This window comes from Bradyrhizobium lablabi, from assembly GCF_018131005.1.
Lineage (GTDB): Bacteria > Pseudomonadota > Alphaproteobacteria > Rhizobiales > Xanthobacteraceae > Bradyrhizobium > Bradyrhizobium lablabi_D.
In genome coordinates, this window is the sequence record NZ_JAFCJK010000001.1 from 794,718 (window position 1) to 807,451 (window position 12,734).

Genomic DNA, 12,734 nt, shown 5'->3' on the forward strand with positions numbered 1-12,734 from the left:
CTTTTGGCCTGCTTGCCGTGCTAGGGCTCGATCCGAAAACGTATGTAGCGGTTTTCCGATGACGTCCGTAGACAAAATCGAGCCGGCCGCGCCGCGCGCGGCCGTCGCCATCTCTGGCAATGAGCTCGCGGCCGAGCTTGCGGAAACGCTGAAGCTCGCGGTGCCGCTCGCACTGACGCAGCTCGGCCAGATCGCAATGATGACGACGGACCTCGCCTTCATCGGCCGGCTCGGCAGCGATGCGGTCGCCGCCGCCGCGCTGGCGCACACGGTATTCTTCGTCAGCTTCACGTTCGGTATGGGTCTGGTGTCGGCGGTCTCCCCGCTGGCCGCGCAGGCATTCGGCGCCCGCGACCCCCGCATGGTGCGCCGCGCGCTTCGCGTCGGGCTGTGGGCGGCGCTGTTGATGGCACTCCCGCTGATGGCCCTGCCGTTCCACGGCGAAACTATCCTGCTCGCGCTTGGCCAGGCGCCGGCAGCGGCCCGTCTCGCGCAGGAATATCTGTTTGGCCTCGCCTGGGGCATCCTGCCGGCGCTGTGGTTCATCGCGATCCGCGGCTTCATGAGCGCGGTCAATCGGCCGGAGCCGGTACTGTGGATCACGCTCGCGGCGATACCGGCCAATGCACTGCTGGTCTATCTCCTGCTCTACGGCAAATGGGGCATGCCCGAGTTCGGCCTGTTCGGCGCGGGCCTTGCGACCACCATCGTCAATCTCGGAACCTTCCTTGCCGGCGTATGGTACACCGCGCGCTGCCGCCCTTTCCGGAAATATCATGTCTTCAGCCGTATCTGGCGCATCGACTGGTCCCTGATGGGCAAGCTTGCTGCCGTCGGCACGCCGATCTCGATGTCCTTTCTGCTGGAATACGGGCTGTTCGGCGCGGCCGGCCTGCTGATGGGCTTGATCAGCACGACCGCGCTTGCGGCGCATCAGATCGCGTTGCAGATCGCGGCGATCCTGTTCATGGTGCCGTTCGGCGTCGGCATGGCCGCGACCGTACGGGTCGGTCACGCCGTCGGCCGCCGCGATGCAGATGGAGTGCGGCGCGCGGGCTACGTACCGATGGCGCTCAGCGGCGCATTCATGGGCATCATGACGCTTGCCGTGATCCTGGGACGGTTCAAGATTGCGGAGATGTTCCTCGGCGAGGCCACCGACGCGACCGCGGAACTCACCGCGATGCTGCTCCTGATCGGCGCGACCTTCTTCATCGCAGACGGTGTCCAGACCACCACGGCCGGCGCGCTGCGCGGCATGAACGACACGCAGGTGCCGCTGCTGTTTGCCACCATCAGCTATTGGCTGGTCGGATTCACCTCGGCCTGCGTGCTCGCCTTCTTGACCACGCTCGGCGCCGTCGGCGTCTGGATCGGACTGTCGCTCGGAACCGCGTTCTATGCGAGCCTGCTGATCTTGCGTTTCCGCGCGCTGGCAAGCAGATTGCCGGCCTGACGACGATGCGGCCGGCCGATCGCGGCGCGGCTGCGGAGGCCTTGCGTTCATGACATTGTCAGTTGATCTCTTTTTCTCGTTCCGCAGCCCCTATAGCTATCTGGCGCTGCCGAAGACGCTGAAAATGGTCGCCGATTACGACGTCGCGGTGAACCTGCGGCCGGTCTATCCGCTCGCGGTGCGCGTCCCCGGATTCTTCAAGAAAACCAATCCGCAATTCGCCCGCTATGTGGTGCTCGATTCCAGACGCGTCGCCGAGCATGAGAACATCCCGTTCCGCTTTCCGCGACCGGACCCGATCGTGCAGAACATGGCGACGCTCGATGTTGCCGAGCATCAGCCCTACATTCACCGCCTGACGCGACTCGGCGCCGCCGCCCAGCTCGAGGACCGCTCGCTCGACTTCACCGCTGCGATCAGCCGCGTGTTGTGGGACGGTACGGTGACAGGATGGAACGAAGGCGACCACCTCGCAACAGCCGCGAGCGCGGCGGGCTTCGATCTCGCCGCGATGGATGCGGCCATCGCCGCCGATCCCGACCGCTACGGACGGGTCATCAAGGACAACGAAGAAGCCCACGCCGGCTCCGGCCATTGGGGCGTGCCGACCTTCGTGTTCGAGAACGAGCCGTTTTTCGGTCAGGATCGTATCGATCTCCTGATCTGGCGAATGGAGAGCAAGGGCATGACGCGCCGCAAGGGATAGTTGGAGGTCATGCCGCGCTCTTCTCCGATGTGTCAGCGACGATCTTCTCCGAAGCGTCGGCGCTCGTGCACCAATTGCCGTGACAGCGCTTGAGGTCGTTCAGATTCTGCCGCATCTGGTCGAGCGAGAAGCCAAGCGCGAAGAAGCGCTCGGCGGCATCGACCGGCAGGCCGCGGATCAGACCATCCCTTCGGACCGCGGCGACCTCCGCGGTATAGGCCTGTAGCGCAGCGTCGACCGGTGCGATGTCCGCCGGGCCGCTGCCGGCGCGCAGGGCGGTCGCGACCGCCTTCATATAGGTGACGATCGCATTGCTCACATCGGACAGGGGCCGTGCCAGCCTTGCCTGAACATCCGCCGGCAGCGGCACCACAGAAGCCCGCCCGATCATCACGACGTCGTGCCGCAGGCGCTGAATCGTCCGCAGCAACGGACCTGTGTCCGGTCCCGATGACAGATGCAAGGAGCGCTCGCGCTCAGCCTCAAGGCCGGTCGCGTGCAGGTTGGTCACCGCAACGCCGATGCCATCCTGGATCCGGTGCAAGGCGTCGTTGTCGAGACCGCGCGTCAGTCCGGCGAGCAGCTCGGCGAACGCAGCCGACAGCAGTTCCAGCAATTTTGACCCATTGACCCTGATCTGACTGACCGCGCGCGACGGCAGCACCAGGAACGAGATCGCAAGCCCGGTAAGCGCCCCGACCGTGACCTCGAAGACGCGGTCGATCGCGGACTCCAGCGGGTTCGAGTGATGCATCGTCGGCAGCAGCAGCACGATCACGGCCGTCACCGTCGCCGAGTTCAGGCTGGGATTGAGCGCCGCGATGAAGGCCAGAGGCACGATGGCCAGCACCAGCAGCGCCAGCAAGCTGCCCTCGCCGGAATGCGGGATCAATACCGCGATCGCGCCGCCATAGATGGCGCCGCCGATGGTGCCGAGCATGTAGTCGCGGGTCGCCTTCAGCGAGCGGCCGACGCTCATCTGGGTTACGATAAGCGACGTCAGCACCGCCCATAGTGGCAACATCAGATGCAGCGCCACTGCGATGGTATAGGCCGCCACCGCTGCCAAAGCGATCCGGACCGCAAGCGCCAGCTGGGTCTTGCGGGTCCAGAGCTGATCGAACATGCGTTTTACGAAGGTCCTCATACGCCGTGATCCGGAATCAATGGAAAGTCCCGTGTTGGCTGACGTCGAGCATGGCTGATGCCCACGGCGGCAAGGCGGCTTGAAAGGCCCGATCGGCCCGCCTACCCTGCGCCGCAAGATTGAGGAAACACGATGGCCCACGAAACCGCAACGCTCGCTGCCTATGTCGCCGACCTGAAATTCGAGGCTATTCCGCCGGAAGTGCTGGAGCGCGCCAAGGTGCTGACGCTGGATTTCCTGGGCAGCACCATCCGCGGCCGCCGCGATGCCGAATCGACGCCGTCGCTGATGAAGATGCTGGAGGCGCTGGCGCTCGACGGCAAGGGCGAGGCCACCGTATTCGGAGATGCCAAGGCCTGGACGCCGGCGATCGCCGCGCTGCTCAACGGCGCGCTCGGCCATTCCCTCGATTTCGACGACACGCATGCCGATTCCTCGCTGCATCCGAGCGCGCCGGTCGTGCCCGCCGCTTTCGCGGTCGGGGAGACGGTCGGCGCCTCCGGCCGCGACGTGCTGACCGCGATCGTCGCGGGTTATGAGGTCTGCTGCCGGCTCGGCAACGCGCTTGATCCGACCTCGCACTACGCCCGCGGCTTCCATCCGACTGCGACTGCCGGCACCTATGGCGCGGCGGCCGCCGCGGCAAAGCTGTTCCGCCTGTCGAAGCAGCAGATCGTCTCCGCCTTCGGCGTCTCCGGCAGCCAGGCCGCAGGCTCGCTGCAATTCCTGGTCAACGGCGCCTGGAACAAGCGCTACCAGGTCGGCGCTGCCGCAATGAACGGCGTGATCGCGGCGACGCTGGCGCGCAACGACTTTGTCGGCTCGACCGAATCGGTCGAGGGCAAGCACGGCCTGCTCGTCGGCTATAGCGACGACGCCCATCCCGACAAGGCGGTCGCCGATCTCGGCCGCACCTATGAGACGATGAAGATCGGTGTCAAACCCTATCCGAGCTGCCGTTACACCCATGCCGCGATCGACGCGCTGATCGCGATGCGCCGGGAGCACAATCTGACCCCGGATCAGGTCAGGAAGGTCGAGATCGGCCTGCACCGCAACGGCATCACACTGACCGGGGACGCGTCGACCAAGCGCCACCCGACCTCGATCGTCGGCGGGCAGTTCTCGATGTTCTTCACTGGCGCCATCGCCCTCGACCAGGGCCGCTTCGGCTGGGACGACTACGAGCGGCTCGGCGATGCGGCGATCGACGCGCTCGCCGACAAGTTCGACGTGGTGCAGGACGACCGCCTCGAGATCGGCCGCACCCATCCGTTCGGCGCCCGTGTGAGCATCACCACCGACGACGGAGTGCATGAGCGGCTCCACGCCGATCCCTCCGGCGAGCCGACCTCGTTCCCCGACGCGAAGGCGATGCAGCAGAAATTCCTGACGCTGGCGAGACCGGTGCTGAACCAGCGCGCTGAACAGCTCGCCGACGCGATCCTGACGCTGGAGCGCTTCGACCGGGTCGCCACGGCGACGCAGCTCGGGCGGCAGTAGCAGCCACACGTTCGCCAGGACGAATTCGGGGACGATCCTCGATTCAACTGTCAAGCAGCCTTGACGACGTGAGTTCGTGTTCTCGCGGCGCGAACGGCAGCGGAAGCGAGATCGCATTTGGCCGCAAAGTCCGGACCAAGATCACAAGCTGGTATTGGTAAATAGGTTAGTGTTGCTGTCCTCTGCGTCTCCCGGGAGCAACAGCCGCCGAAAAATTCGACACTTTGGCCGTTCGCCATACTTACGGCGATTGGGCTAACAAATGTCATACTCGCTTAGGGTGAGTCGTACTGAAAGCTCGCGCGCCGGGTCTTCGACGGCATGACACAACTGGACCTGTGGGGCCGGCAGGCCGTGACGCGTTCTTTCACTGATTCATTTGCTGAAGTTGCGACTGACTCACGGGGGGACAGTGGTGCAGTGCCGGACGGATTGCGTGCGAGACGCAATTGACGAAATTCGAGCGTCGGACTCCGACGCTTGCAGGATCGGAACAACAGAAAAATATTCAAATCAACCTGCGCTCACGCTGCACGGACTGGCAGGTGGTCCAGGCGGATTTCGCCTGCTCCGATCTCGCCTGCTGTCGAGCGTGTCGTTAGCCGTAGCTGCAACTGCAGCGACCGCGCTCGATGCAGGGCTGTCACCGGCGCTGGCGCAGTGCGCGGGTGCCCCCAGCAGCACTGTCTGCACGCCGGGCGGCAACCCTTATCCCGGCGGTATCAACGTCGATACCGCCGATGGTTTGGGTGGCACCCCCATCAACCTGCAGCTTCTGTCGGGTGTTCAGGTCGTCATCCCGTCCGGTGCAGGCGGCGTCAACGCCGTCAACGCCGCCAACACCACGGGCGTGACTCTGGGCAGTGCCAACATCACCATCACCGCGGATGGTGTGACCATCAACAATACAGCCAATCCCTTTGGCAATAACCAGACCGGATTGCGAATACAATCCAGCGGCGACGCCGTCATTACGGCAACGAACACCACGATTGACGTGAACGGCACCGCAAGCGACTTTGGGATATTGGCGTTCGCAATGCCAAACCTGACGGGGACTTCTCATGTGGCGAGCGTCACCTGGAGCGGCTCGCAGCTAACCACTGGCACAACGGGATTTGGCGGCGGAACGGAATCGGGCGGCATCCAGGCGGACAACCGCGGGATCGGCAACGCCACGATCGCGGCGTCCGGGAATATCACCGGCACCCCGGGTGTGGGCCAGTCAGGGTTTTACGGTTTGATCGCTCATTCCGGTGACTCGTTGCTTGCCCCATCGGGAGCCGGCGATGCGTCCGTCACATACAACAGCGGCACGATCAACGTGTTTGGAAACAGGCCGCGGGGCATCGTCGTATGGGCCGAGGGCGACGGGTCTGCTTCGGTCACCACCGCTCCGGGGACCGTCATCTCAGTCAACGGCTCCAATAACCCCGGGGTAGATCCCCCGACTCAACCTGTGAAGGCGGCCATCGCCGTCCAAACGGACTCGGCCACCGCAGCAAACGGCCGGTCATTGACTGCGACAGTGGCCTCGACGATCACGAACTTCGGGGCCGCGGCTCCCGATACCAACATTTTCAACAACCCTGTCGGCATCCGAACCATCAGCTACGTCGACGCCCCAACGACGGTGACATACACCGGCCCAGGCATCACGACCCAGGGCGGGGGCGGCGCCGGCATCCAGGCCCTTTCCAGCAGCGGCAGCATCACGGTGAATGCCACTGGGTCGATCAACACGACCAACGGCTCCAATGCGGTCGGCATCCTTGCCGACAGTGGCACGATACTCGCTCTAAGGAGCGGCTTGCTGACCGACACCAGCACCGTCCACAGCCCGGTGCCGTTCGCCGCAACGACCGGATTTGTGGAGGTCAATGCGACGAACGTGTCAACTATGGGGCAGTTCGGCACCGCAATCAGCGCCACCAGCGGCAGTGGTGGCGTTGCAGTCAACATCGCGCCAGGCGGAACGATCATGGGCGGCTGGCAGGCTGACCTTGCTAGCGTCGGCGCGATCTACGGCTTGCAGGCCTCCGGCATTTTCCTGAGTTCGACCGGCGGCATCGCGACCCTGACCAACAATGGCAGCATCGGCGCGCTGTCCGATCGCGCTGTTGCCGGCGATCCGATCATCGTCAACAACGGTACCGTCACCGGCTTTGTTCAACTCGGCGGCGCCAACGACGTCACCAACAACGGCCTCTTCAACTTGCGCCATTTCGCAGACACTAATGGCGATGGAATCCGCGATACGTTGCGCGTCGCGGTTTCAGATCTTGGCAGCGGACCCAGCGCCTTTACCAACAACGGGACTTTGGCGTTGCTCGGCGGTGCCGGCGCGACCACGCTCGATGCCACCGGTCAATATCTGCCGCTGGGACTTGCCTTCAATAGCATGGCGCTTGGCGGACCGGTGCAGGGTCAGATTCTCGGCGCGACCACATTCACCAATTCCGGCACCATCGACCTGCAGGTCAATCCGGTACCTGGTGACGTCTTGCTGATTTCCGGCGGTCATACGCCGGGAACGACAGGCGGAGGTACATTCATCGCGAACGGCGGTCGCCTCTTGCTGGATACCGTGCTGAACGAGGGAGGCGCCAATTCCCGGTCCGACGTTCTCGTAGTCGACGGCACCGCCGTCGGCGCCGGCGGCGCGACACGGCTGTTTGCCAAGAACGCCGGCGGCGGCGGTGCGCTGACCGTCGATAATGGCATCCTGGTGGTGCAGTCGGTTGACCCCAGTCGTTCGGTAGGCGGTGTCTTTGCGCTCGGCGCGCCAACTATCGCCGGGGCTTACGAATACACGCTGTTCCATGGCGGTGTCGGCTCCGATGCAACGAACGGAAACTGGTACCTGCGCTCGACGCTGAACTGCACACTGACGCCGATGTTGCCGGAGTGCCAGACGCCAATCCCGCCAACACCGGTGACCCCGAACTTCCGCATCGAAACCTCGCTCTATGCGGCGATCCCGTCGATGGCGCTATTGTACGGGCGCAATCTGCTTGACACGCTGCATGACCGCGTCGGCGAGGAGTTCGATGGAGGGCCTGCTCGCAGCGCTCTCGCAAGCGGGTACTACAATTCTTCCCCGCCCAATGCCACCTCTCAGTATCTTGGCTGGGGCCGCATCTTCGGCATGAACGGGGTGCAACAAGGCGCCTCGGAGGGCGTGCTTGGTCCCGGAACGGGCGGCCCGCATTTCGACTATGCCTTCCTGGGCTTGCAGGCCGGCATGGATTTCTTCCGCCAGGATCGGCCCGACGGCTCGCGCGATCATGCCGGCGGCTATTTCGCGATCGGCACCAACCAGGGACAGGTCACCCATTTCGACGGCAGAGAAGGCAACAGCGACTTCAACGCCTATAGCCTCGGCGGGTACTGGACGCATTTCGGACCGACCGGCTGGTACACCGATGCGATCCTGCAGGGCACTTTCTACGACATCAGTTCGACAGCCAATCGCGGCCTGCCGACCTTCAAGACCGAAGCTCAGGGTTTCGCTGCCTCGCTCGAGACGGGATATCCCTTCAAGTTCGCCGGCGGCTGGTTCATCGAACCGCAAGCGCAACTGATCTATCAGAACATCAACATCAATGACGCCTCTGACATCGCGGCGCAGATCCGCTTTTCCGATGTCGATTCGTTGCTGGGCCGGATCGGCGCGCGCTTCGGCCGCACCTGGGCGATCGACGACGGTCCGCGCACTATCACCGCCTGGATCCGGCCCAACCTGTGGAACGAATTTCGCGGTAACCCGACCACCTCATTCTCTTCGGAAACCGGCTTCATTCCGTTCCACGCCGATCTCGGCGGGCTATGGGGCGAGGTCAATGTCGGCGTCAGTGGTCAGGTGAGAACGAATACCACGCTCTATGCCAACGCCTCCTACCAGAGCCGGTTCGACGGCGGCGGCTTCGCCTATACCGGCAAGGCCGGTCTGCGGGTGAACTGGTAACCAAGCCAAGACAGCTTTCAATTCGTACTGCTTATTGACAGTAGCGCCGTTTGGCGCCGCGCGCTCCAGAGCCAGTACGAGGATCGCTGGTTGCAACTGCATTTCAACGTCTCTTCGCGGCATCAGCGGTCAAAAGGCGAACTCAAGCGTGTTCAGTCTCTAGACATCGCACAGTGGTCGAACACCCAACTGATCGAACACTATCCGTCACGCCAGCTTTTCAAGAACCATCTCGCAACCAGCGGCTTCGCATGGTGACCCAGATGTCGACGACGTCGTCGTTGAGCTTGCCGGGCCCTTCGTTCTCCGCACCCAACCGCCGCGCGACGCTTTGAGAAGCGACGTTGATCGGATCGATGCAATGAATAATGCGGTCGACCGTGAAATTGGCGAACACCCAGTCGATCGCGGCACGCGCCGCCTCCACTGCATAGCCTTGGCCACGGCACTCCCTGGCGATTCCCCAGCCGACCTCAAATCCCGGCCAACCCGGCGGATACCACGGGCCGACACGCCCGACATAGCGGCCCGAGGATTTCTCTTCGACCGCGAACATGCCGAAGCCATGCAACGCCCAATGACCGGAGATGACCGCGGCATTGCGCCAGCCATTCTGTTCGGTCGTCACCGCCTTGCGGTCCAGCGTGATGAAGCGCGCGGTGCCGGGATCGGACAGCATCGCAGTATTGCCGGCGATGTCGGATGCACGCCACGGCCGCAAGATGAGGCGCGCGGTTTCGATGCTCGGGCCATCGACCTGCAGCAGCTTTGCGCCGGGCTTGATCAGAGAAACCATGGCCTGCCCCTGTTTCCAAGATTGCTATCGCCGATATCGCACGGCGTACGCAAATAGACCATTGTAACCGCGCCGTGAGCGGCGCGACGCGGCAATCAAATCCTGTTACGATCGCTGCAAGCAAAAGGAGTCTCCCATGAGCTGGCTTCCCGACCTCGATCCCGAACTCGGTGATCCCAAGACCTGCGACGCGCTGGAGCTCGTCATCGTGCCACGCACCCGCGATCTCGGCGACGGCTTTGCCGTGCGCCGCGCGCTGCCGCATGGCAGGCGGCAGATGGTCGGACCCTTCATCTTCTTCGATCATTTCGGACCGGTGCAATACCTCGCCGGCAAGGGCATGGACGTGCGGCCGCATCCGCACATCGGCCTTGCCACGGTCACCTATCTGTTCGACGGCAGCATCATGCATCGCGACAGCGAGGGTAACATCCAGGAAATTCAGCCCGGCGCGATGAACCTGATGACCGCGGGCCGCGGCATCGCCCATTCCGAGCGCACCCCCGACGTGCAGCGCCGCGACGGCCAGAAGATGCTCGGCCTGCAAAGCTGGATCGCGCTGCCGGCCGGCAAGGAGGAGATTGCGCCCTCGTTCCAGCATTATGCCGCGGGCGAACTGCCGATGATCTCAGAGCGCGACTTCACCGCGCGCGTGATCGCCGGCTCTTCGTTCGGCATCACCTCGCCGGTCAGCATGGTGTCGCCGTGGTTCTACACCGAAGTGACCGCAACGGCCGGCACCAGCCTGCCGCTCGATCCCGATCATGAGGAGCGCGCGATCTACCTCGTCGATGGTGAGGTCGAGATCGCCAATGAGCGCTACGAGGGGCCCAGGCTCCTGATCTTCCGTCCCGGCGACCGCATCACAGTGAGGACCGTGCAGCCGACGCGGATGATGTTCCTGGGCGGTGACGCGCTGGAAGGGCCGCGCCACATCTGGTGGAATTTCGTCTCCTCCTCGAAGGAACGGATCGAGCAGGCGAAACAGGACTGGAAAACCGGCCGCTTCGCGCAGGTTCCGCAGGAACATGAGTTCATTCCGCTGCCGGAGTGAGCTATCTCCTGCCCTTCCCCGTTGCGGCCCGCACGTTTTCCACATGCGAGCCGCGCCGCTTTGAGAGACAACGCCCATGACCGCGATGCTCGCCAGCGACCTGCCCTTGCCCCGGATCGGGCGCGGCAAGGTGCGCGATATCTATGCCGTCGGCGACGACCGCGTGCTGCTGCTCACCACCGACCGGATCTCAGCGTTCGACGTGGTGATGGCGGAAACCATCCCGATGAAGGGCGCGGTGCTCACGCAAATCAGTGCCTGGTGGTTCCGCCAGTTCACAGGCACGGTGCCTCATCATATGATCAGTGCCGACGCCGACGAGATCATCCGCGAGGTGCCTGATCTGAAGAACCACCGCGCCGACATCCTCGGACGCGCGATGCTCTGCAAGCGCACTACCGTGTTCCCGATCGAATGCGTGATCCGCGGCTACATCTCCGGCTCGGCCTGGAAGGAATATGCCGCAAGCGGCACGCTGGCCGGCGAGAAGCTCGCTCCGGGCCTGGTCGAGAGCCAAAAGCTCGAACCTGCAATCTTCAGCCCGGCGACCAAGGCCGAGGCCGGCCATGACGAGAACATCACGGTGGCGCGCGTACGCGAGATCGTCGGCTCTGATGTCGCCGCGACACTGGAGAAGATGGCGCGCGACGTCTACGCCTATGGCGAGACGACCAGCCGCGCCCGCGGAATCATCATTGCGGACACGAAGTTCGAGTTCGGCCGCGACAGAGATGGTCGTATCATCCTGATCGACGAGGTGATGACGCCGGACTCCTCGCGCTTCTGGGCGGTTGATGCCTACACGCCGGGCCAGCCGCAGCCGAGCTTCGACAAGCAACCGTTGCGCGACTACCTCGACGCCGAGCGCCGCGCCGGTCGCTGGAACGGCGATGCGCCGCCCCCGCCGCTGCCGGCACACGTGGTCGAGGCGACCAGCAGACGGTATCTGGAAGCATATCGGCGGGTGACCGGATCCGAGCTAAAGGTCTAGCTCGGCCGTCATTGCAAGCCACCCGGTTGGCGCGAAGCGCCGCCGATGACAGGCTCCGCAAAGCAATCCATACGTTCCGCGAGGCGACACGGATTGCTTCGTCGCTTCAGCGCAAATGCTTTGCAATTTTCTCGCGAGATCAATGACGGCGACGATAGAGGTTGCTCAATCGGCGTATCAGATGCCAAGCTCCCGGCAGAAGAAAGTCCCAGGGAGGGCCCCATGGTCGAAGCTGACACCGTGCTTGTCGAGCGCGATGGTCCTGTAAGCATCGTCTCCATCAACCGTCCGCATTGCCGCAACGCCGTCGATGGCGCCACCGCGCGGAAGCTGTACGACGCGTTTCTTGCATTCGATGCGGACGAAGGCGCTTCCGTTGCAGTCTTCACCGGCACCGGCGGCTGTTTTTGCGCGGGCGCGGACCTGAAGGCCGTGGCGACGGGTGATCCCAACAAGAAACGCGAAATCGGCGGCCACGATTCCGTCGCGCCGATGGGACCGAGCCGGCTGCGGCTATCAAAGCCTGTGATCGCGGCGGTCGAGGGCTTTGCGGTAGCCGGCGGAATGGAGCTGGCGCTGTGGGCAGACATGCGCATCGTCGCCGAGGACGCGACCTTCGGTATCTTCTGCCGCCGCTTCGGCGTGCCGCTGATCGATCTCGGCACCATCCGCCTGCCGCGGCTGATCGGCCATTCACAGGCGATCGACCTGATCCTCACGGGGCGTCCGGTCGGAGGACCGGAGGCGCATCGGATGGGGATTGCGAACCGGCTGGTGCCGAAGGGCGAGGCCCGCGCGCGCGCGATTGCACTCGCGAAGGAGATTGCGCAATTCCCGCAAAACTGCCTGCGCGCCGACCGGCAGTCGGCCCTGCGGCAATGGGACCTCGAGGAGGAAGAGGCGATCAGGAATGAGATGCGCGGCGGGCTCGAGGTGATCGCCTCGGGCGAGACGCTGTCTGGCGCGACGCGCTTTGCATCCGGCATCGGCCGTCACGGCGCGTTCGGCGATAAAGTGGGAGATGGGTGAAAACTGCGTCGTGGCCGACGACGGACACGGCACACCGGCGTGCAGCCTGCGACGTGACGCCACCATCGGCGAGATCGGCTTGGTC

General features: G+C 64.1%; 9 protein-coding genes. 7 read left to right on the forward strand and 2 right to left on the reverse strand.

The genetic code is table 11. The features are described 5' to 3' along the window. Positions 1 to 58 precede the first annotated feature (58 nt). A complete protein-coding gene (locus JQ553_RS03700; RefSeq protein ID WP_212498504.1) occupies positions 59 to 1,456 on the forward strand; it encodes an MATE family efflux transporter in 1,398 nt (465 codons plus the stop codon). 49 nt (positions 1,457 to 1,505) lie between these two features. Beyond that, positions 1,506 to 2,162 (forward strand): 2-hydroxychromene-2-carboxylate isomerase, encoded by a 657-nt coding sequence (locus JQ553_RS03705; protein ID WP_212498505.1) that lies wholly within the window; start codon positions 1,506 to 1,508, stop codon positions 2,160 to 2,162. Between the two features lie 7 nt (positions 2,163 to 2,169). On the opposite strand, the gene JQ553_RS03710 is transcribed toward JQ553_RS03705, so the two are convergent. Then, entirely contained in the window at positions 2,170 to 3,309 is a 1,140-nt protein-coding gene (locus JQ553_RS03710) for an aromatic acid exporter family protein (RefSeq protein ID WP_212498506.1), read from the reverse strand. Positions 3,310 to 3,441: 132 nt separating this feature from the next. Here JQ553_RS03710 and JQ553_RS03715 point away from each other — a divergent pair, with 132 nt between their 5' ends. Continuing rightward, positions 3,442 to 4,812: an MmgE/PrpD family protein gene (locus JQ553_RS03715; RefSeq protein ID WP_212498507.1), complete on the forward strand. Its 1,371-nt coding sequence runs from the start codon at positions 3,442 to 3,444 to the stop codon at positions 4,810 to 4,812. 592 nt (positions 4,813 to 5,404) lie between these two features. After that, on the forward strand, positions 5,405 to 8,779 hold the full coding sequence (locus JQ553_RS35040) for an autotransporter outer membrane beta-barrel domain-containing protein (RefSeq protein WP_212498508.1): 3,375 nt from the start codon (positions 5,405 to 5,407) through the stop codon (positions 8,777 to 8,779). Between the two features lie 220 nt (positions 8,780 to 8,999). Here JQ553_RS35040 and JQ553_RS03725 read toward each other — a convergent pair whose 3' ends face one another. Further along, the gene (locus JQ553_RS03725; RefSeq protein ID WP_212498509.1) at positions 9,000 to 9,575 is read right to left on the reverse strand and encodes a GNAT family N-acetyltransferase; all 576 of its coding nucleotides are present in this window, start codon (positions 9,573 to 9,575) and stop codon (positions 9,000 to 9,002) included. A 136-nt stretch (positions 9,576 to 9,711) separates the two neighbouring features. Between JQ553_RS03725 and JQ553_RS03730 the strand changes: the two genes are divergently transcribed. From JQ553_RS03730 to JQ553_RS03740, 3 genes are all read left to right on the forward strand, one after another. Then, a complete protein-coding gene (locus tag JQ553_RS03730; protein WP_212498510.1) occupies positions 9,712 to 10,629 on the forward strand; it encodes a pirin family protein in 918 nt (305 codons plus the stop codon). 76 nt (positions 10,630 to 10,705) lie between these two features. Next, positions 10,706 to 11,620 carry a phosphoribosylaminoimidazolesuccinocarboxamide synthase gene (locus JQ553_RS03735; RefSeq protein ID WP_212498511.1) on the forward strand — a complete coding sequence of 305 codons (915 nt, stop codon included), beginning with the start codon at positions 10,706 to 10,708 and terminating at the stop codon, positions 11,618 to 11,620. 222 nt (positions 11,621 to 11,842) lie between these two features. Continuing rightward, positions 11,843 to 12,649, forward strand: coding sequence for a crotonase/enoyl-CoA hydratase family protein (locus tag JQ553_RS03740; protein ID WP_212498512.1), 807 nt, complete (start codon positions 11,843 to 11,845; stop codon positions 12,647 to 12,649). The last annotated feature ends 85 nt before the right edge of the window (positions 12,650 to 12,734 follow it).

Bases quoted from the DNA above. Each gene is read 5' to 3' on its own strand.
- JQ553_RS03700 (WP_212498504.1), top strand. From the start codon at position 59: ATGACGTCCGTAGACAAAATCGAGCCGGCCGCGCCGCGCGCGGCCGTC.
- JQ553_RS03705 (WP_212498505.1), top strand. From the start codon at position 1,506: ATGACATTGTCAGTTGATCTCTTTTTCTCGTTCCGCAGCCCCTATAGC.
- JQ553_RS03710 (WP_212498506.1), bottom strand. From the start codon at position 3,309: ATGAGGACCTTCGTAAAACGCATGTTCGATCAGCTCTGGACCCGCAAG.
- JQ553_RS03715 (WP_212498507.1), top strand. From the start codon at position 3,442: ATGGCCCACGAAACCGCAACGCTCGCTGCCTATGTCGCCGACCTGAAA.
- JQ553_RS03725 (WP_212498509.1), bottom strand. From the start codon at position 9,575: ATGGTTTCTCTGATCAAGCCCGGCGCAAAGCTGCTGCAGGTCGATGGC.
- JQ553_RS03730 (WP_212498510.1), top strand. From the start codon at position 9,712: ATGAGCTGGCTTCCCGACCTCGATCCCGAACTCGGTGATCCCAAGACC.
- JQ553_RS03735 (WP_212498511.1), top strand. From the start codon at position 10,706: ATGACCGCGATGCTCGCCAGCGACCTGCCCTTGCCCCGGATCGGGCGC.
- JQ553_RS03740 (WP_212498512.1), top strand. From the start codon at position 11,843: ATGGTCGAAGCTGACACCGTGCTTGTCGAGCGCGATGGTCCTGTAAGC.